Origin of the sequence: Pseudomonas fluorescens Q2-87, from assembly GCF_000281895.1 — a bacterium.
In the GTDB taxonomy this organism is placed as follows: domain Bacteria; phylum Pseudomonadota; class Gammaproteobacteria; order Pseudomonadales; family Pseudomonadaceae; genus Aquipseudomonas; species Aquipseudomonas fluorescens_S.
This window is the reverse complement of record NZ_CM001558.1, coordinates 5,843,677-5,863,761: the sequence shown is the minus strand read 5'-3', so window position 1 is coordinate 5,863,761 and position 20,085 is coordinate 5,843,677. Positions and strand designations below refer to the sequence as shown.

The window sequence follows — 20,085 nt, the reverse complement described above, 5'->3', positions numbered from 1 at the left end:
GGTCAGTCTTGTAGGGACTTTGCGAGGCGCGTATCCTCGGCGGTCCGTCTGTCCAACACAGTAAAAGCGGAATGCCCACATGTCTGATCTGAAAACTGCCGCTCTCGAATATCACGCTCACCCTCGTCCGGGGAAGCTGAGTGTCGAGCTCACCAAGGCCACCGCTACTGCCCGCGATCTGTCGCTGGCCTACAGCCCCGGCGTAGCCGAACCAGTCCGCGAAATCGCACGCGATCCTGAGCTGGCCTACAAATACACCGGCAAGGGCAACCTGGTTGCAGTCATTTCCGATGGCACCGCGATTCTCGGCCTGGGTAACCTCGGCCCACTGGCTTCCAAGCCGGTCATGGAAGGTAAAGGCGTGCTGTTCAAGCGCTTCGCCGGCATCGACGTCTTCGACATCGAAGTCGACTCCGAAAGCCCGCAAGCCTTCATCGATACCGTCAAGCGTATCTCCATCACTTTCGGCGGCATCAATCTGGAAGACATCAAGGCGCCTGAGTGCTTTGAGATCGAGCGCGCCCTGATCGAACAGTGCGACATCCCGGTGTTCCACGATGACCAGCACGGCACCGCCATCGTGACCGCAGCCGGCATGATCAACGCCCTGGAAATCGCCGGCAAGACCCTGCCAGAAGCCAAGATCGTCTGCCTGGGTGCCGGTGCTGCCGCCATCTCGTGCATGAAGTTGCTGGTGAGCATGGGTGCCAAGATCGAAAACATCTTCATGGTTGACCGTACCGGTGTGATTCACTCCGGCCGTGACGACCTGAACCAGTACAAGGCCGTGTTTGCCCACGCGACCGATAAGCGCTCCCTGGCGGACGCGCTGGACGGTGCCGATGTCTTCGTCGGCCTGTCGGGCCCGAACCTGCTGAGCGCGGAAAACCTGCTGCGCATGGCGCCGAACCCGATCGTGTTCGCCTGCTCCAACCCGGATCCGGAAATCTCCCCGGAGCTGGCCCACGCCACTCGCAACGACGTGATCATGGCCACCGGCCGTTCGGACTACCCGAACCAGGTCAACAACGTACTGGGCTTCCCATTCATCTTCCGCGGTGCCCTGGACGTTCGCGCCAAGCGCATCAACGAAGAAATGAAAGTCGCGGCCGCCAACGCCCTGCGCGAACTGGCCAAGCTGCCGGTGCCTCAGGAAGTGTGCGACGCCTACGGCGGCATCAAGTTGGAATTCGGTCGTGAGTACATCATTCCGAAGCCTATGGACGCCCGCCTGATCACCCTGATCTCCGACGCCGTGGCCAAGGCCGCGATTGAGACCGGCGTGGCGACCCTGCCGTATCCGAAGAACTACCCGCTCAAGAGCGTGGATGACGTGTTCAACGGCTAAGCTGTTGTAGCGCTTCAACGAAAAACCCCGGCTCTTGTGAGTCGGGGTTTTTTATTGTCTACGAAGATTGTCTGGGGCGGCATGGCCCTTCAGGGAAGCCAGATGACTTGTGGCGAGGGAGCTTGCTCCCGCTGGGCTGCGAAGCGGCCCCAAAAACTTGCGGTCGCTGCGCAACCGAGCGGGAGCAAGCTCCCTCGCCACAGGTGGGTGTGCGTGCTCTTTAGAACAAATCGATCGGCGCCGCTTCGTCTGCCGGCAGCGGGCTGCCCGGTGCGGAGCCATTGCCCAGTTCATTGACGGACGGTGGGGTGTCTTCGCTCTTGAACAGTTCGAAGTACGCGCCCGGAGTGCCGGGCGTGGCCGCGCGGCCGCTGACCGGGTCGACACGCAGGCTGAGGATGCCTTCCGGCTCCGGCTGGGTGTGTGGCGGTTTGTCCTTTAGGGCCGCGCCCATGTAGCTCATCCAGATCGGCAGCGCCACGGTGCCGCCGAATTCGCGACGACCGAGGCTTTCGGGCTGGTCGAAACCGGTCCAGACGGTGGTCACGTAATCGGCGTTGTAGCCGGAGAACCAGGCATCCTTGGATTCGTTGGTAGTACCGGTCTTGCCCGCCAGGTCGGTTCGACCCAAGGCCAGGGCGCGGCGGCCGGTGCCGAGCTTGATCACGTCCTGCAGCATGCTGTTGAGGATGTAGGTGGTACGTCCATCGACAATGCGTTCGGCGATGGCCGGCGCTTGCGGTACCGCTGGTGCCGTCGTCGCTTCACCCGGTGTCGCATTGACCGTAAAGGCCTGGGTGGCCGGCGCGGCGACGCCATCACTGGCCTGCTCGCCAGTGGGGACGCGTGGCGGGTTGGCGACGAACAGCGTATCGCCGTTGCGACTTTCGATCTTATCGATGATGTACGGGGTGATCTTGTAGCCACCGTTGGCGAACGTGCTCCAGCCCGTGGCGATTTCCATCGGCGTCAGGGTTGCGGTACCCAGTGCCAGGGACAGGTTGCGCGGCAGATCCTGCTTGTTGAAGCCGAACTTGCTGATGTAGTCGATGGTGCGATCCACGCCCAGGGCTTGCAGCAGGCGGATCGACACCAGGTTGCGGGACTTGTACAGCGCTTCGCGCAGGCGGATCGGGCCCAGGAAGGTGTTGGTGTCGTTCTTCGGTCGCCAGACCTTGTCCAGGTATTCGTCGACAAAGACGATTGGCGCATCGTTCACCAGGCTGGCGGCGGTGTAGCCATTATCCAGGGCGGCGCTGTAGACGAATGGCTTGAAGCTCGACCCCGGCTGGCGCTTGGCCTGCAATGCCCGGTTGTAATTGCTCTGCTCGAAGGCGAAGCCGCCCACCAGCGAACGGATGGCACCGTCCTGCGGATCGAGGGATACCAGCGCGCCCTGGGCGGCCGGGATCTGGCTGAACTTGAGGGTGTTGTCCGCCTGGCGCTGCACGCGGATCAGATCGCCAACCTGGGCGACGTCCGATGGCTGGCGCGGCGCGGCCCCCATGCTGTTGGTATTGAGGAACGGGTGCGCCCATTTCATGGTGTCCCAGCCCACGTGTTCTTCCAGTTCGCCGTTGCGGGTCAGAACCTTGAGGCCATCCTTGTCCACCGACGTGACGATCGCCGGCTCCAGGCTACTGATGGTGCGCTGCTTGGTCAGTTCCAAGGCCCAGGCCTGCTTGGTCTTGCCTGGAAGGCGCGATTCAGGGCCCCGGTAACCGTGGCGCTGGTCGTAGGTCATCAGGCCTTCGTGCAGCGCGGTGTTGGCCATTTCCTGCAGGTTGCTCGGCACCGTAGTGGTCACGCGAAAGCCTTCGGTGTAGGCATCGCTGCCATAGCGCCCGACCATTTCGGCACGGGCCATTTCGGCGATGTACGGGGCGTTCACTTCCGGGGTCGGCACGTGGTAGCTGGCGTTCAACGGTTCATTGATCGCGGCGGTGTAGTCGGCCTCGCTGATCTTGCCGAGCTTGTACATGCGCCCCAGGATCCAGTCGCGACGCTCCTTGCTGCGCGCCGGGTTGGCCAGCGGGTTGAAGCGCGATGGCGCCTTGGGCAGGCCGGCGATCATCGCCATCTGCGCCAGGCTCACGTCGCGGATCGACTTGCCGTAATACACCTGCGCTGCTGCCTCGATGCCGTAGGCGCGGTTGCCCAGGTAGATCTTGTTCACGTACAGCTCGAGGATTTCATCCTTGGTCAGCTGCCGCTCGATTTGCAGGGCCAGCAAAATCTCGGTGGTCTTGCGCGAGAAGCTGCGCTCGCTGGTCAGGAAGAAGTTCTTGGCCACCTGCATGGTGATGGTGCTGCCGCCGGACTGTATATGTCCGCTCTTGACCAGCTGGCTGGCGGCGCGCATCAGGCTGCCGGGATCGACGCCATAGTGATTGGCGAAATTGTCGTCTTCAGCACTTAGTAACGCATTGATGAAATTGGGCGGAATGTCGGCGAAACGGATCGGTGTGCGGCGCATTTCGCCAAATTCGGCGATCAGCTTGTTGTCGCTGCTGTACACCCGCAGGGGAATCTGCAACTGAATGCTTCTCAGCGCCTCCACGGACGGCAATCCCGGACTAAGGTAAAGATACGCACCGCTCAGGCCCAAGAGCAGTCCGCAGAAAACGGCGACGATGGACCATCCGAAAAATTTCAGCAGACGAATCAAGGCTTTTGGATATCCAGGCAAAGAATGAAAAAAGGCGCCAGGTGCAGGGAAGGACCCGTGCTTGCAACAAAGCGAAAAAAACGCTGGGCATTATAAGCATTTTTTTTCGTCAGGAATGCCATCCGGACGTCTGTCGGACCGCGGTGATGGAACGCAACGCATATTAGAGAGTCCGTAACTCACGGATAGTCATAGGGAATTGGTAGTGCTACGACTCTTCAATAAAAAAGCCCATGCGCTTCTGGGAATCGACATCAGCTCGACGTCGGTGAAACTGCTCGAGTTGAGCCGTCAGGGGGACCGATACCGCGTCGAGTCCTATGCGGTCGAACCGTTGCCCGCCAACGCTGTGGTCGAGAAGAACATCGCCGAGCTCGAAGGCGTGGGGCAGGCATTGTCGCGCGTGCTGGCCAAGGCCAGGACGCCCTTGCGTAGCGTCGCGGTGGCCGTGGCGGGTTCTGCAGTCATCACCAAGACCATCGAGATGGATGCCGGGTTGTCCGACGACGAGATGGAAAACCAGCTGAAGATCGAGGCTGATCAATACATACCCTACCCGCTGGACGAGGTGGCCATCGATTTCGAGGTCCAGGGCGTATCGCCGCGCAACGCCGAGCGAGTGGAAGTGCTGCTGGCTGCCTGCCGCAAGGAAAACGTCGAGGTCCGTGAGGCCGCGCTGGCCCTGGCCGGGCTGACGGCGCGCGTCGTCGACGTGGAGGCCTACGCGCTGGAGCGTGCCTTCGGCCTGCTGGCCACGCAACTGGCCGCTTCCCAGGAAAGGCTGACCGTCGCGGTCATCGATATCGGCGCCACCATGACCACCCTCAGCGTGCTGCACAACGGGCGCATCATCTATACCCGCGAGCAGCTGTTCGGCGGCCGCCAGCTCACCGAGGAAATCCAGCGCCGCTATGGCCTGACGCCCGAGCAGGCGGGCCTGGCAAAAAAGCAGGGCGGCTTGCCGGACGATTACCTCGCCGAGGTACTGCAGCCCTTTCGCGAGGCGCTGGTGCAGCAGGTGTCGCGGTCGCTGCAATTTTTCTTCGCGTCGGGCCAGTACAGCGCGGTGGATCACATCCTGTTGGCCGGCGGTACGGCTTCGGTGGCCGGCCTGGATCGGCTGATCGAGCAACGCCTGGGGACGCCGACCCAGGTGGCCAACCCGTTCACCAACATGGCGCTGGGCAGCAAGGTCAATGCCGGCGCCCTGGCCAGTGACGCGCCCGCGCTAATGATTGCCTGTGGGCTGGCCCTCAGGAGTTTTGACTGATGGCGCGGATCAATCTGCTTCCGTGGCGCGAAGAACTTCGCGAAGAGCGCCGCAAGCGTTTTCTGCTGGCGTTGGTGGGGGCATTGGTCGGCGCGGTGGGCCTGACACTGATCGTCGTCCAGTACCTCGACAGCGCCATTGACCATCAACTGGCTCGCAACACTCATCTCTCGGAACAGATCGCCGTGCTGGACGAGCGCATCAAGCAGATCAGCGAACTGAAAGCCCGTCGCCAGCAACTGCTGGAGCGCATGCGGATAATCCAGGACTTGCAGGGCAACCGGCCGGTCAGCGGGCGCATCTTCGACCAGTTGGCGAGGACCTTGCCGGACGGTGTCTATTTCACTGAGGTGAAGATGGAAGACCGGACGCTTTCAATCAAGGGCGCTGCGGAGTCGAACAACCGCGTCTCGGACCTGATGCGTAACCTGGATGCGTCGGACCTGTTCGATGCCCCCAGCCTGACGGAGGTCAAGGCCACCACGGCCGGCCAGGTCGACCAGGCCAACGTTTTCCAACTGACGGTTCGCCAGACCCGTCCGGCTGATGGGGAGGACGCCCAATGAAGCCGGGGGAATGGTTTGACGCGCTGCGCAAGATCGAACTCAGCGACCTGGACACCAACAACATCGGTTCCTGGCCGGCGCCCATCAAGTGGCTGGCCGGCATCCTGCTGGTGATCCTGGTATTGGGGCTGGGCTATAACTTTGCCTTGAGCGACCTGCAAGATCGGTTGCAGCAGGTGCGGGAGGAGGAAAACACCCTCAAGGCGCAGTTCGAAGGCAAGGCCCACATGGCTGCCAACCTCGAACGCTACACCGAGCAGATGAAGCAGATGGAAACCTCTTTCGGTGTGCTGCTGCGGCAGTTGCCCAGCGACACCGAGGTGCCGGGCCTGCTGGAAGACATCACCCGGACCGGCCTGGGCAGTGGCCTGGAGTTCGAGGAAATCAAGTTGCTGCCCGAGGTCACCCAACCGTTCTACATCGAGCTACCGATCCAGATCACCGTGACCGGCGGCTACCACGACCTGGCGACGTTCGTCAGCGGTGTGGCCGGCCTGCCCCGGATCGTCACGTTGCACGATTTCGAGATCGCGCCGATGGAGCCCGAGGCAGGAACGAAGCTTCGCATGAGTATCCAGGCCAAGACCTACCGCTATAACGAGCAGGAGGCGCAGCCATGAAGCCGGTCTGCCGCTTTTGCCTGCTGGCAGGCCTGGTCGCGCTGGCGGGCTGTAACGACGACAACGGTTTCAGCGACCTGGACGCCTACATGAACGAAGTGCGCCTGCGCCCACCGGGCAAGATCGAGCCAACGCCGACCTTCAGGCCCTACGAAACCTTCACTTACAGCGCCGCCAACCTGCGCAGCCCCTTTTCCAGGCAGGTTCGGGTGGACCAGGCCGAGCGGCAGAAGGGTTCGCGCAACGTCCGGCCCGACCCCAACCGAGTCAAGCAGTACCTGGAAGGCTTCAACATCGAACAATTCGAAATGGTCGGCACGATCGCCAACGCCAGCGGTTCCTTCGCGCTCCTGCGGGGGGCGGGCGGGGTGCATCGGCTCAAGGTCGGTGACTATCTGGGGCGCAACGACGGGCGGATCACCGCCATCGGCGCGACCCAGGTCGATGTGATCGAAATCGTTCCCGATGGCGAGGGTGCCTGGCTGGAGCGACCGCGAACCATTCCCTTGAAAGAGCACTCAATCGTGGAACCCCAACAATGAACAGGTTTATATCAGCCTTCGGTATTTCGCTATGGATAGCGCTGGTGTCGCCGATGGTTCATGCGGCCAGTCTGAAGACGCTGGACGTCGCGGCATTGCCGGGGGACCGCGTCGAGTTGAAACTCTCCTTCGACGCCCCGCCGCCCACGCCCCGGGGCTACACCACCGAACAGCCGGCCCGGATTGCGCTGGACCTGCCGGGCGTGACCAGCCAACTGGCCAGCAAGAGTCATGATCTCGGCGGCGGTAACGCACGCAGCGCCACCGTGGTCGAGGCCGGTGACCGCACCCGACTGATTATTGGCCTGACCCAATTGGCACCGTATAACACCCGAGTCGAAGGTAATAACCTGTTCGTCGTGGTTGGCAAGGGCGCCGCACCGAAGGCTGCCGCCCAGGCACCTCGTCCGGCGGTTGCGAGCGCGGCGCCGGTGAAAAGCAACGCGCCGGTGGGCAAGGCTATCCGTGGGGTGGATTTCCAGCGCGGGACCCAGGGCGAAGGCAACGTGGTGATCGATCTGTCAGATCCCTCCATCGCGCCTGATATCCAGGAGCGCGAAGGCAAGATTATCCTCAGTTTTGCCAGGACGCAGTTGCCCGAGCCGCTGCGGGTGCGCCTGGACGTCAAGGATTTCGCCACCCCGGTGCAGTTCGTCAACGCCAGCGCCGGCAGCGACCGGGCGACCATCAGTATCGAACCCAGCGGCACGTTCGATTACTCGACCTACCAGACGGATAACAAGCTCACCGTCAGCGTTCGTCCGATGACGGTCGAGGACCTGCAAAAACGCAATACCGATCGCGCCGCCTACAGTGGTGAAAAGCTTTCGCTCAACTTTCAAGACATCGAAGTGCGTTCGGTCCTGCAACTGATCGCCGACTTCACCAACCTGAACCTGGTGGCCAGCGACACGGTGCAGGGCGGCATCACCCTGCGGTTGCAGAATGTTCCCTGGGACCAGGCGCTGGACCTGGTGCTCAAGACCAAGGGGCTGGACAAGCGCAAGGTCGGCAACGTGCTGCTCGTGGCTCCGGCCGACGAAATTGCCGCGCGTGAACGCCAGGAGCTGGAGTCCCAGAAACAGATCGCCGACCTGGCGCCGCTGCGGCGCGAGTTGTTGCAGGTCAACTATGCCAAAGCGGCGGACATCGCCAAGCTCTTCCAGTCGGTGACCAGTGCCGAGGCGAAAGCCGATGAGCGCGGCACGATCACAGTCGATGAGCGAACCAACAACATCATTGCCTACCAGACCCAGGATCGACTCGACGAACTGCGGCGGATCGTGGCGCAGCTGGATATTCCGGTGCGCCAGGTGATGATCGAGGCGCGGATTGTCGAGGCCAACGTCGACTACGACAAAAGCCTGGGCGTGCGCTGGGGTGGTTCGGTACAGAACCAGGGCAACTGGAATTCCTCCGGCGTCACCAACGGCAGCTCCACCACCATTGGCACGCCGGGCAGCACCAGTACCAACCAGCCGTTCGTCGACATGGGCGCCTCGGGTAACACCTCGGGGATCGGCATCGCCTTCATTACCGACAACGTCTTGCTGGACCTTGAGCTGACGGCCATGGAGAAAACCGGCAACGGCGAAATCGTCTCCCAGCCCAAAGTGGTGACATCCGACAAGGAGACCGCGAAAATCCTCAAGGGCACCGAGATTCCCTACCAGGAAGCCAGCTCCAGCGGTGCCACGTCGGTGTCGTTCAAGGAGGCCTCGCTGTCACTGGAAGTCACCCCGCAAATCACCCCGGACAACCGCATCATCATGGAGGTCAAGGTCACCAAGGATGAGCCGGACTACTTGAACAAGGTGCAGGAAGTACCGCCGATCAAGAAAAACGAGGTCAACGCCAAGGTGCTGGTCAATGATGGCGAGACCATTGTGATTGGCGGGGTTTTCTCAAATACTCAGAGCAAGGTTGTAGATAAGGTGCCATTTCTTGGCGATGTGCCGTATCTTGGCCGCCTTTTCCGGCGTGATGTGGTTTCGGAGAAAAAATCCGAGCTGCTGGTGTTCCTCACTCCGCGTATCATGAACAACCAGGCGATTGCTGTGAGTCGTTGATTCTGTGCGAAATTTGATTCTTGTAGGGCCGATGGGCGCTGGAAAAAGCACCATCGGCCGTTTGCTGGCCAAAGAGCTGCGCCTGCCATTCAAAGATTCCGACAAGGAAATTGAATTGCGCACGGGCGCCAATATCCCATGGATTTTCGACAAGGAAGGCGAGCCAGGCTTTCGTGACCGTGAGCAGGCGATGATCGCCGAGCTGTGCGCGTTCGATGGCGTGGTGCTGGCCACCGGCGGCGGCGCGGTCATGCGCGAAGCCAATCGTCGGGCATTGCACGCCGGCGGTCGGGTGGTCTATTTGCACGCCTCCGTCGAGCAGCAGGTTGGCCGCACCGCGCGGGATCGCAACCGGCCGTTGTTGCGCACCGCCGACCCGGCCAAGACCCTGCGCGATCTGCTGGAACTGCGCGATCCGCTGTATCGGGAAATTGCCGACCTGGTGGTGGAAACCGACGAGCGGCCGCCGCGAATGGTCGTGCTGGATATTCTCGATCGCCTTCAACTACTGCCGCCCCGTTAATGCGCCTGGCGAAATGCGCTATCCTCGACGTCCCGTTTTGGTCCGCCTGGGGCGTGGCGGTTGGCTATCACTTGGCGTCAGAACAAGCACCGTGGACTTTCGTTAATTGCAGGCAGGACGCCTGATTCCATCTTCACTGTGGGGACACATGCAGACACTTAAGGTCGACCTGGGCGAGCGTAGCTACCCGATTCACATTGGCGAAGGCTTGCTGGACCAGCCCGAACTGCTGGCGCCGCATATCGCCGGACGGCAAGTGGCGATCATCTCCAACGAAACCGTCGCCCCTCTGTATCTGGAACGCCTGACCCGCAGCCTGTCGGCCTACTCGGTCATCTCCGTGGTGTTGCCCGATGGCGAAGCCTTCAAGAACTGGGAAACCCTGCAACTTATTTTCGATGGCCTGCTGACTGCACGCCATGACCGCCGGACTACGGTGGTCGCCCTGGGCGGCGGGGTGATCGGCGACATGGCCGGCTTTGCCGCCGCCTGTTATCAGCGTGGCGTCGATTTCATCCAGATCCCTACTACGTTGTTGTCCCAGGTCGATTCGTCGGTGGGCGGCAAGACCGGCATCAACCATCCGCTGGGCAAGAACATGGTTGGCGCTTTCTATCAGCCCAACGTGGTGCTGATCGATACCGCCACCCTCAATACCTTGCCGGCGCGGGAGCTGTCTGCGGGACTCGCGGAAGTCATCAAGTACGGGCTGATCTGCGACGAGCCGTTCCTGGGTTGGCTGGAAGAGAACGTCGACCGCCTGCGGGCGCTGGAGCAAGTGGCCCTGACCTATGCGATCCAGCGCTCTTGCGCCGCCAAGGCTGCCGTGGTCGGCGCCGATGAGCGTGAGTCGGGGGTGCGCGCCACGCTCAACCTGGGCCACACCTTTGGCCATGCCATCGAAACCCACATGGGCTATGGTGTCTGGCTGCATGGTGAAGCGGTTGCGGCCGGTACGGTCATGGCCCTGGAAATGTCCGCGCGCCTGGGCTGGATCAGCGAACAGGAGCGTGATCGCGGCATTCGCCTGTTCCAACGCGCCGGGCTGCCGGTGGTTCCGCCCGAGGAAATGACCGAGGCGGATTTTCTTGAACACATGGCAATCGACAAAAAAGTGATCGACGGTCGTCTGCGCCTGGTGCTGCTGCGCCACATGGGCGAAGCGGTGGTGACCGACGATTATCCGAAAGAGGTTCTACAGGCCACGCTGGGAGCGGACTACCGCGCCCTGGCTCAGCTTAAAGGTTAATAAGATTCCGATGACTAGTTTGCATGCCGACGAGGCGTTCCTCGGCCATTTTCAGTTGAGTCATGACCCTTTCGCTCCTCGGGTTCCGGGCTTCAAGTTCTTCCCTGCCCAGCGCAAGCCGGTGCTGGGTCAGTTGCATCACCTGGCGCGCTACAGCCAGTTGCTCCTGGTGGTCACCGGCCCCCAGGGCAGCGGCAAGACCTTGCTGCGCCAGGCCCTGGTGGCCAGCACCAACAAGCAGTCAGTGCAAAGCGTGGTGGTGTCTGCCCGCGGTGCTGGCGATGCCGTCGGAGTGTTGCGCCAGGTGGCCCAGGCACTGAATGTCGGCCAAGCCGAGGTCGGCGCGATTGTCGACCAGATCGTGCAACTGGCGCTGACCGGGCAGGAAGTCTATCTGCTGGTGGACGACGCCGAGCAACTCGACGAGTCGGCCCTCGAAGCCCTGCTGGCCCTGGCGGCCGGTGCGCCGGAAGGCCGTCCGCATGTGTTCCTGTTCGGTGAGTCGTCGTTGATCGCCGATCTGGATCAATTGAACCTCGAAGAAGAGCGCTTCCACGTCATCGAGCTGGCGCCCTACACCGAGGAAGAGACCCGCGAATACCTTGCCCAGCGTCTTGAAGGTGCTGGCCGGGGTATCGAACTTTTCACCGCCGATCAGATCTCTGAGATTCACGAAAGCTCCGACGGCTGGCCTGGGAACATCAACCAGGTTGCCCGCGATGCTCTGATCGAAGTCATGATTGCCAGCCGCTCTGCGGTGAAGCGTCCAAGTATGGGGTTCAATATGCCGAAGAAACACGTATTGGCGATTTCCGCCGTGGTCGTGGTCGCGGTCGCCGCCGCCTGGCTGATGCCGGGTCGCAACAAGGCGCCAACCACGGGTACGCCAGCCAACGAACAGGCACAACTGCCCCTCGGCCAGGGCACGCCGAAACCCAACGGTGGGGCGCCGGCAGTGGAATTTGCCGGTAACACCCAGCCGATGCCGCTACCGCTGGTCGGCCAGTCGCAGCCGGTAATGCGTGGTCCCCTGGCCGAAGCTGCCGGCGGCATCACCGAAGGCGACGACGGCGCAGCCCCGCCAATTGACGACAGCAGCGACACCCCGCCAACCGTGACCACTACGGCACCGCCTGTGGGCGTGCCGGCCGGCCCAGCGCCGACGCCCGCTCCGGCGCAGCCTGCCAAGCCGACCCCGGCGCCTACCCAAGTGGCAACCGCCAAGCCTGCACCGGTTCCGGCGCCTGCGGCCAAACCGGCGGCACCGGCGCCAGCGGCCAAGCCAGCTGCCCCGGCCAAGGCCGCTGGCGGCAACTGGTACGCCGGTCAGGCGCCAGGCAACTACGTGGTGCAGATCCTCGGCACCAGCTCTGAAGCGACGGCGCAAAACTTCGTCAAGGAACAGGGCGGCGAGTACCGCTATTTCAAGAAAGTGCTCAATGGCAAGCCGCTGTATGTCATCACCTACGGCAGCTTCGCCAACCGTGATGCAGCCGTTTCCGCCATCAAGGCCTTGCCAGCGAAGGTTCAGGCTGGTAAACCTTGGCCTCGCACTGTCGCCAGCGTCCAACAGGAACTGGCAGCAACTCGCTGAAGATTCGGCGGCCTTACCCAGGCCGCCTCTCCCGGCAACCTCAAAATTTCCACAAGGGCGAGCGACCTTTCAGGCCGCGCGCCTTGTGGTGTCTGCGTCACAGTAGCGTTTGAGTCGTAGCGGTCGAACCCAAAAAAGTTTTGACTAGCACAGCATATAGCTTTAAACCTTTCACAAATGCGACATGGATTTGCGACAGTTCGTCGTCAAATTTGTGAGCCCCTGTGTCGGTGTGTACAATGACCTCCCTTTTGCCCCCGCAAAGCTGGCGTACGTTCGGCGCGGTATGCAACTGGTTGAATTGAAAAGAAATTTGCCTCGATGAGAGGCAGCCTGGTGAGAAAGTGTCTATGAAAGCAGGTCTGTACCAACCAGATGAATTCAAGGATAACTGCGGTTTCGGCCTGATAGCTCATATGCAGGGCGAGCCCAGCCATACCCTTTTGCAAACGGCCATTGAGGCCTTGACCTGCATGACCCACCGCGGTGGGATCAACGCCGACGGCAAGACCGGTGACGGTTGTGGCTTGCTGATTCAAAAACCCGACGAGTTCCTGCGTGCCGTTGCCCAGGAAACGTTTGGTGTGACCCTGCCCAAGCAGTACGCCGTGGGCATGGTGTTCTTCAACCAGGACCCAGTGAAGGCACAGGCCGCTCGCGAAAACATGAACCGCGAGATCCTGGCTGCCGGCCTGCAACTCGTCGGCTGGCGCAAAGTGCCGATCGACACCAGCGTCCTCGGCCGCCTGGCGCTTGAGCGCCTGCCGCAGATCGAACAGGTGTTCATCGCCGGCGAAGGCCTGAGCGACCAGGACATGTCGATCAAGCTGTTCAGTTCCCGTCGTCGCTCGTCGGTGGCCAACGCTGCCGACACCGATCACTACATCTGCAGCTTTTCCCACAAGACCATCATTTATAAAGGCCTGATGATGCCGGCGGACCTCACCGCCTTCTATCCAGACCTGAGCGACGAGCGCCTGAAAACCGCGATCTGCGTGTTCCACCAGCGTTTCTCCACCAACACCCTGCCGAAATGGCCGCTGGCCCAGCCATTCCGCTTCCTCGCCCACAACGGCGAGATCAACACCATCACCGGCAACCGCAACTGGGCCGTGGCTCGTCGCACCAAGTTCGCCAACGACCTGATGCCGGACCTCGAAGACCTCGGCCCGCTGGTCAACCGCGTGGGTTCCGACTCTTCGAGCATGGACAACATGCTCGAACTGATGGTGACCGGCGGCATCGACCTGTTCCGTGGCGTGCGCATGCTGGTACCGCCGGCGTGGCAGAACGTCGAGACCATGGACCCGGACCTGCGGGCCTTCTACGAATACAACTCCATGCACATGGAACCGTGGGATGGCCCGGCCGGTATCGTCATGACCGACGGTCGCTATGCCGTGTGCCTGCTGGACCGTAACGGCCTGCGTCCAGCGCGCTGGGTCACGACCACCAATGGCTTCATCACCCTGGCGTCGGAAATCGGCGTCTGGAACTACCAGCCTGAAGACGTCATCGCCAAGGGCCGCGTAGGCCCGGGCCAGATCTTTGCCGTGGACACCGAAACCGGCCAGATCCTCGACACCGACGCCATCGACAACCGTCTCAAGTCCCGTCATCCGTACAAGCAATGGCTGCGCAAGAATGCCCTGCGCATCCAGGCGACCATGGAAGACAACGACCACGGCTCGGCTTTCTACGACGTCGACCAGCTCAAGCAGTACATGAAGATGTACCAGGTGACGTTCGAAGAGCGTGATCAGGTGCTGCGTCCGTTGGGCGAGCAGGGCTACGAAGCGGTCGGCTCCATGGGCGATGACACGCCGATGGCCGTGCTATCCCAGCGTGTGCGCACGCCGTACGATTATTTCCGCCAGCAGTTCGCCCAGGTGACCAACCCACCGATCGACCCGCTGCGTGAAGCGATCGTGATGTCCCTGGAAATCTGCCTGGGTGCCGAGCGCAACATTTTCCAGGAGTCGCCGGAGCACGCCTCGCGGGTAATCCTCAGCTCGCCGGTCATCTCGCCCGCCAAGTGGCGCTCGTTGACCAACCTCGACCGCCCGGGCTTCGCGCGCCAGGTCATCGACCTGAACTACGACGAAAGCGTCGGCCTGGAAGCGGCGATCCGCAACATCGCCGATCAGGCTGAAGAGGCCGCTCGCGCGGGTCGTACCCAGATCGTGCTGAGCGACCGTCACATCGCGCCGGGCAAGCTGCCGATCCACGCTTCGCTGGCCACCGGCGCGGTGCACCATCGCCTGACCGAAAAAGGCCTGCGCTGCGACTCCAACATTTTGGTAGAGACCGCCACCGCCCGCGATCCGCATCACTTTGCGGTGCTGATCGGTTTCGGTGCCTCGGCGGTGTATCCGTTCCTGGCCTACGAAGTGCTGGGCGACCTGATCCGCACCGGTGAAGTGCTGGGCGACCTCTATGAGGTGTTCAAGAACTACCGCAAGGGCATCACCAAGGGCCTGCTCAAGATCCTGTCGAAGATGGGCATCTCGACCATTGCCTCGTACCGCGGTGCGCAATTGTTCGAGGCCATTGGCCTGTCCGAAGAAGTCTGCGAGCTGAGCTTCCGTGGCGTGCCGAGCCGCATCAAGGGTGCGCGTTTCGTTGACATCGAAGCCGAACAGAAAGCCCTGGCCGCCGAAGCCTGGAGCCCGCGCAAACCGATCCAACAGGGTGGGCTGCTGAAGTTCGTCCACGGTGGCGAATACCACGCCTACAACCCGGACGTGGTCAATACCTTGCAAGCCGCCGTGCAGCAGGGCGACTACAGCAAGTTCAAGGAATACACCGCGCTGGTGGATAACCGTCCGGTGTCGATGATCCGTGACCTGCTCAAGGTCAAGACCCTCGACACGCCGCTGGATATCAACGAAGTGGAACCGCTGGAATCGGTGCTCAAGCGCTTCGATTCGGCCGGTATTTCCTTGGGAGCCTTGTCCCCCGAAGCCCACGAAGCCCTGGCTGAAGCCATGAACCGCCTCGGTGCGCGTTCCAACTCCGGCGAAGGCGGCGAAGACCCGGCGCGCTACGGCACCATCAAGAGTTCGAAAATCAAGCAGGTCGCCACCGGCCGCTTCGGTGTGACGCCGGAGTACCTGGTCAACGCTGAAGTGCTGCAGATCAAGGTTGCCCAAGGCGCCAAGCCGGGTGAGGGTGGTCAACTGCCTGGCGGCAAGGTCAACGGCCTGATTGCCAAGCTGCGCTATGCGGTACCGGGCGTGACCCTGATCTCGCCACCGCCGCACCACGATATCTACTCGATCGAAGACTTGTCGCAGTTGATCTTCGACCTCAAGCAGGTCAACCCGAAGGCGCTGGTCTCGGTGAAACTGGTGGCGGAAGCCGGCGTGGGTACCATCGCTGCTGGTGTGGCGAAAGCCTATGCCGACCTGATCACCATCTCCGGTTATGACGGCGGTACCGGTGCATCGCCGCTGACCTCGATCAAATACGCGGGCGCGCCGTGGGAACTCGGCCTGGCCGAAACCCACCAGACGCTGCGCGGCAACGACTTGCGCGGCAAGGTCCGGGTGCAGACCGACGGCGGCCTGAAAACCGGCCTGGACGTGATCAAGGCGGCCATTCTCGGCGCCGAGAGTTTCGGCTTCGGCACCGCACCCATGATCGCCCTGGGCTGCAAATACCTGCGCATCTGCCACCTGAACAACTGCGCCACCGGCGTGGCCACCCAGAACGACAAGCTGCGCAAGGACCATTACATCGGTACTGTCGACATGGTGGTGAATTTCTTCACCTACGTGGCCGAAGAGACCCGTGAATGGCTGGCGAAGCTGGGCGTGCGCTCCCTCGAAGAGCTGATCGGTCGTACCGATCTGCTGGAGGTGCTCGAAGGCCAGACCGCCAAGCAGCATCACTTGGATCTGACTCCGTTGCTGGGCAGCGATCTGATCCCGGCGGACAAGCCACAGTTCTGCCAGGTCGACCGCAACCCGCCATTTGACAAGGGCGAGTTGGCCGAGAAGATGGTCGACATGGCCGCTTCGGCGATCAACGACCTGAGCGGCGCCGAATTCGCCCTGGATATCTGCAACTGCGATCGTTCCATCGGCGCGCGGATCTCCGGCGAAATCGCCCGCAAGCACGGCAACCAGGGCATGGCCAAGGCGCCGGTCACCTTCCGGTTCAAGGGCACCGCAGGCCAGAGCTTCGGCGTCTGGAACGCTGGCGGCCTGAACATGTATCTGGAAGGCGATGCCAACGACTACGTGGGCAAGGGCATGACCGGCGGCAAGCTGGTCATCGTTCCGCCCAAGGGCAGCGTCTACAAGACCCAGGACAGTGCCATCATCGGCAACACCTGCCTTTACGGCGCCACGGGCGGCAAGCTGTTCGCCGCCGGCACCGCAGGCGAGCGTTTTGCCGTGCGTAACTCCGGGGCCCACACGGTGGTGGAAGGCACGGGTGATCACTGCTGCGAGTACATGACCGGTGGTTTCGTCTGCGTCCTGGGCAAGACCGGTTACAACTTCGGCTCTGGCATGACCGGCGGTTTTGCCTACGTGCTCGACCAGGACAACACCTTCGTTGACCGGGTCAACCACGAACTGGTGGAAATCCAGCGGATCAGCGGCGAGGCGATGGAAGCCTATCGCAGCCACCTGCAAAACGTGCTGAACGAGTACGTCGCGGAAACCGACAGCGAGTGGGGTCGTGAACTCGCCGAAAACCTCGATGACTACCTGCGTCGTTTCTGGCTGGTCAAGCCCAAGGCTGCCAACCTGAAGTCGTTGCTTTCCAGCACTCGTGCCAACCCGCAGTGATATGCGCCTGAAGAGTTTGATGAGGTTTTAACAATGGCTGAACGTCTGAATAACGACTTCCAGTTCATCGATGTCGGGCGCAAGGATCCGAAGAAGAAACTGTTGCGTCAACGCAAGAAAGAGTTCGTGGAAATCTACGAGCCTTTCAAACCCCAGCAGTCGGCCGACCAGGCCCACCGCTGCCTGGGTTGCGGTAACCCGTATTGCGAATGGAAGTGCCCGGTGCACAACTTCATTCCCAACTGGCTGAAGCTGGTGGCCGAGGGCAACATCCTCCAGGCCGCCGAGCTGTCCCACCAGACCAACACCCTGCCGGAAGTTTGCGGCCGGGTGTGTCCCCAGGATCGCCTGTGTGAAGGTGCTTGCACCCTTAACGACGGTTTTGGCGCGGTGACCATCGGTTCGGTGGAGAAGTACATCACCGACACCGCGTTCGCCATGGGCTGGCGCCCGGACATGTCCAAGGTCAAGCCGACCGGCAAGCGCGTGGCGATCATCGGCGCAGGCCCGGCGGGCCTGGGCTGTGCCGACGTGCTGGTGCGTGGCGGCGTGACCCCGGTGGTGTTCGACAAGAACCCGGAAATCGGCGGCCTGCTGACCTTCGGCATCCCCGAGTTCAAGCTGGAAAAGACCGTGCTGAGCAATCGCCGCGAAGTCTTCACCGGCATGGGCATCGAGTTTCGCCTGAACACCGAGGTGGGCAAGGACGTGACCATGGAGCAACTGCTCGAAGAATACGATGCGGTATTCATGGGCATGGGCACCTACACCTACATGAAGGGCGGCTTTGCCGGCGAGGACCTGCCGGGCGTCTATGACGCATTGGATTTCCTTATTGCCAACGTCAACCGCAACCTGGGCTTTGAAAAGTCGCCGGAAGATTTCGTCGACATGAAAGGCAAGAAGGTCGTGGTGCTCGGCGGCGGCGACACGGCAATGGATTGCAACCGCACATCGATCCGCCAGGGGGCCAAGTCGGTGACCTGCGCCTACCGTCGTGACGAAGCCAACATGCCCGGCTCGCGCAAAGAGGTGAAGAACGCCAAGGAAGAAGGCGTGAAATTCCTCTACAACCGCCAGCCGATCGCCATTGTCGGTGAAGACAAGGTCGAAGGCGTGAAGGTGGTCGAGACCCGTCTCGGCGAACCGGACGCCCGTGGCCGTCGCAGCCCCGAGCCGATCCCCGGTTCCGAAGAGATCATCCCGGCCGACGCCGTGGTCATCGCCTTCGGTTTCCGCCCAAGCCCGGCGCCGTGGTTCGAGCAGTTCAGCATCCAGACCGACAGCCAGGGCCGCGTCGTGGCCCCGGAGCAAGGCCAGTACAAGCACCAGACCAGCAACCCGAAGATCTTCGCCGGTGGCGACATGGTCCGGGGTTCCGACCTGGTGGTGACGGCGATCTTCGAAGGCCGTAATGCGGCGGAAGGGATCCTGGATTACCTGCGGGTCTGACTTCGTCCCTGGATTGAAATGCACTAAAAGTGTGGGAGCGGGCTTGCTCGCGAATACGGATTTTCAGTCAATATTTATGTTGTCTGACACACCGCTTTCGCGAGCAAGCCCGCTCCCACAGGTATTTTGTTGTGTTGCGAATATTGCGTACCACCGCGACAAATTGCCCCGATAGATAAAAGGCACGGCTCTTGCCGTGCCTTTTGCGTCGCGCTCTGAGAAAATGCCCGCACTTTTTTTGCGGATGCCGACATGACTGCCCTGAAGAACGACCGTTTCCTTCGCGCCCTGCTCAAGCAACCTGTGGACGTCACCCCTGTTTGGATGATGCGCCAGGCCGGTCGCTACCTGCCGGAGTACCGCGCCAGTCGCGCCAAGGCCGGCGACTTCATGAGCCTGTGCATGAACCCGCAGTTCGCCTGCGAAGTCACGATGCAGCCGCTGGATCGTTATCCGCAGCTGGACGCGGCGATCCTGTTTTCCGACATCCTCACCATCCCCGACGCCATGGGCCAAGGCCTGTATTTCGAAACCGGCGAAGGCCCGCGCTTCAAGAAAGTCGTCAGCACCCTGGCTGACATCGAAGCCCTGCCGATTCCTGATCCGCAAAAAGACCTGGGCTACGTCATGGATGCGGTCAGCACCATTCGCCGCGAACTCAACGGCCGCGTGCCGCTGATCGGTTTTTCCGGCAGCCCCTGGACCCTGGCCACCTATATGGTCGAAGGCGGCTCGTCGAAGGACTTCCGCAAGACCAAGGCGATGCTCTACGACAACCCGCAAGCGATGCACCTGCTGTTGGACAAGCTGGCCCAGTCGGTCACGTCCTACCTCAACGGCCAGATCCTCGCTGGTGCGCAGGCGGTGCAGATCTTCGATACCTGGGGCGGCAACCTGTCGGCGGCGGCTTACCAGGAATTTCCCTGGCCTACATGCGCAAGATCGTCAGCGGCCTGATCCGCGAGCACGAAGGTCGCAAAGTCCCAGTGATCCTGTTCACCAAAAACGGCGGGCTGTGGCTGGAAAGCATCGCCGACGTTGGCGCCGATGCCCTGGGCCTGGACTGGACTTGCGACATCGGCAATGCCCGCGAACGGGTCGGCCATAAAGTCGCCCTGCAGGGCAACATGGATCCGACTGTGTTGTACGCCAAGCCTGACGCCATCCGGGCTGAAGTCGGACGTATTCTCTCCAGCTACGGCAGCGGCAGCGGCCATGTGTTCAACCTCGGCCATGGCATCACCCCGGAAGTCGACCCGGAACACGCCGGTGCTTTCCTGCGGGCGGTGCATGAGCTGTCGGCGCAATACCACGTCTGATTCAACCTGATTGCCCCAGCCTGTCCGGCCCAGTGCCCGACAGGCTTTTTATTGCCTGCCTTGTCG

General features: G+C 61.8%; 12 protein-coding genes and 1 pseudogene. 12 read left to right on the top strand and 1 reads right to left on the bottom strand.

All coding sequences use genetic code 11. From position 1 onward, the window contains the following. The first annotated feature begins 79 nt into the window (after nucleotides 1-79). On the top strand, nucleotides 80-1,348 hold the full coding sequence (locus PFLQ2_RS02040; protein ID WP_003186625.1) for a malic enzyme-like NAD(P)-binding protein: 1,269 nt from the start codon (nucleotides 80-82) through the stop codon (nucleotides 1,346-1,348). A gap of 220 nt (nucleotides 1,349-1,568) precedes the next feature. Here PFLQ2_RS02040 and PFLQ2_RS02045 read toward each other — a convergent pair whose 3' ends face one another. Then, nucleotides 1,569-4,013, bottom strand: coding sequence for a penicillin-binding protein 1A (locus PFLQ2_RS02045; RefSeq protein WP_172680641.1), 2,445 nt, complete (start codon nucleotides 4,011-4,013; stop codon nucleotides 1,569-1,571). Between the two features lie 208 nt (nucleotides 4,014-4,221). Between PFLQ2_RS02045 and PFLQ2_RS02050 the strand changes: the two genes are divergently transcribed. From PFLQ2_RS02050 to hemE, 11 genes and pseudogenes are all read left to right on the top strand, one after another. Next, on the top strand, nucleotides 4,222-5,286 hold the full coding sequence (locus PFLQ2_RS02050) for a pilus assembly protein PilM (RefSeq protein WP_003186621.1): 1,065 nt from the start codon (nucleotides 4,222-4,224) through the stop codon (nucleotides 5,284-5,286). Beyond that, entirely contained in the window at nucleotides 5,286-5,852 is a 567-nt protein-coding gene (locus PFLQ2_RS02055; RefSeq protein ID WP_003186619.1) for a PilN domain-containing protein, read from the top strand. The genes PFLQ2_RS02050 and PFLQ2_RS02055 overlap by 1 nt, the downstream gene beginning before the upstream one ends. Continuing rightward, the gene (gene pilO, locus PFLQ2_RS02060; protein ID WP_003186616.1) at nucleotides 5,849-6,472 is read left to right on the top strand and encodes a type 4a pilus biogenesis protein PilO; all 624 of its coding nucleotides are present in this window, start codon (nucleotides 5,849-5,851) and stop codon (nucleotides 6,470-6,472) included. Before PFLQ2_RS02055 ends, pilO begins: the two co-directional genes overlap by 4 nt. After that, on the top strand, nucleotides 6,469-7,014 hold the full coding sequence (locus PFLQ2_RS02065; protein ID WP_003186615.1) for a pilus assembly protein PilP: 546 nt from the start codon (nucleotides 6,469-6,471) through the stop codon (nucleotides 7,012-7,014). Before pilO ends, PFLQ2_RS02065 begins: the two co-directional genes overlap by 4 nt. Then, nucleotides 7,011-9,083: a type IV pilus secretin PilQ gene (gene pilQ / locus PFLQ2_RS02070; RefSeq protein WP_003186614.1), complete on the top strand. Its 2,073-nt coding sequence runs from the start codon at nucleotides 7,011-7,013 to the stop codon at nucleotides 9,081-9,083. The genes PFLQ2_RS02065 and pilQ overlap by 4 nt, the downstream gene beginning before the upstream one ends. Before the next feature lie 4 nt (nucleotides 9,084-9,087). Then, on the top strand, nucleotides 9,088-9,606 hold the full coding sequence (aroK, locus tag PFLQ2_RS02075; RefSeq protein WP_003186612.1) for a shikimate kinase AroK: 519 nt from the start codon (nucleotides 9,088-9,090) through the stop codon (nucleotides 9,604-9,606). Nucleotides 9,607-9,754: 148 nt separating this feature from the next. Beyond that, nucleotides 9,755-10,855, top strand: a complete 1,101-nt coding sequence (gene aroB / locus PFLQ2_RS02080) for a 3-dehydroquinate synthase (RefSeq protein ID WP_003186610.1) — start codon at nucleotides 9,755-9,757, stop codon at nucleotides 10,853-10,855. Between the two features lie 10 nt (nucleotides 10,856-10,865). Beyond that, entirely contained in the window at nucleotides 10,866-12,449 is a 1,584-nt protein-coding gene (locus tag PFLQ2_RS02085) for an AAA family ATPase (protein ID WP_003186608.1), read from the top strand. Nucleotides 12,450-12,799: 350 nt separating this feature from the next. Next, a complete protein-coding gene (gene gltB / locus PFLQ2_RS02090) occupies nucleotides 12,800-17,248 on the top strand; it encodes a glutamate synthase large subunit (RefSeq protein WP_003186606.1) in 4,449 nt (1,482 codons plus the stop codon). A 33-nt stretch (nucleotides 17,249-17,281) separates the two neighbouring features. Next, the gene (locus PFLQ2_RS02095; RefSeq protein WP_003186604.1) at nucleotides 17,282-18,700 is read left to right on the top strand and encodes an FAD-dependent oxidoreductase; all 1,419 of its coding nucleotides are present in this window, start codon (nucleotides 17,282-17,284) and stop codon (nucleotides 18,698-18,700) included. 252 nt (nucleotides 18,701-18,952) lie between these two features. Continuing rightward, nucleotides 18,953-19,935 (top strand): annotated as a pseudogene (gene hemE, locus PFLQ2_RS28255) (uroporphyrinogen decarboxylase); the annotation flags it as partial. Nucleotides 19,936-20,085 lie beyond the last annotated feature (150 nt).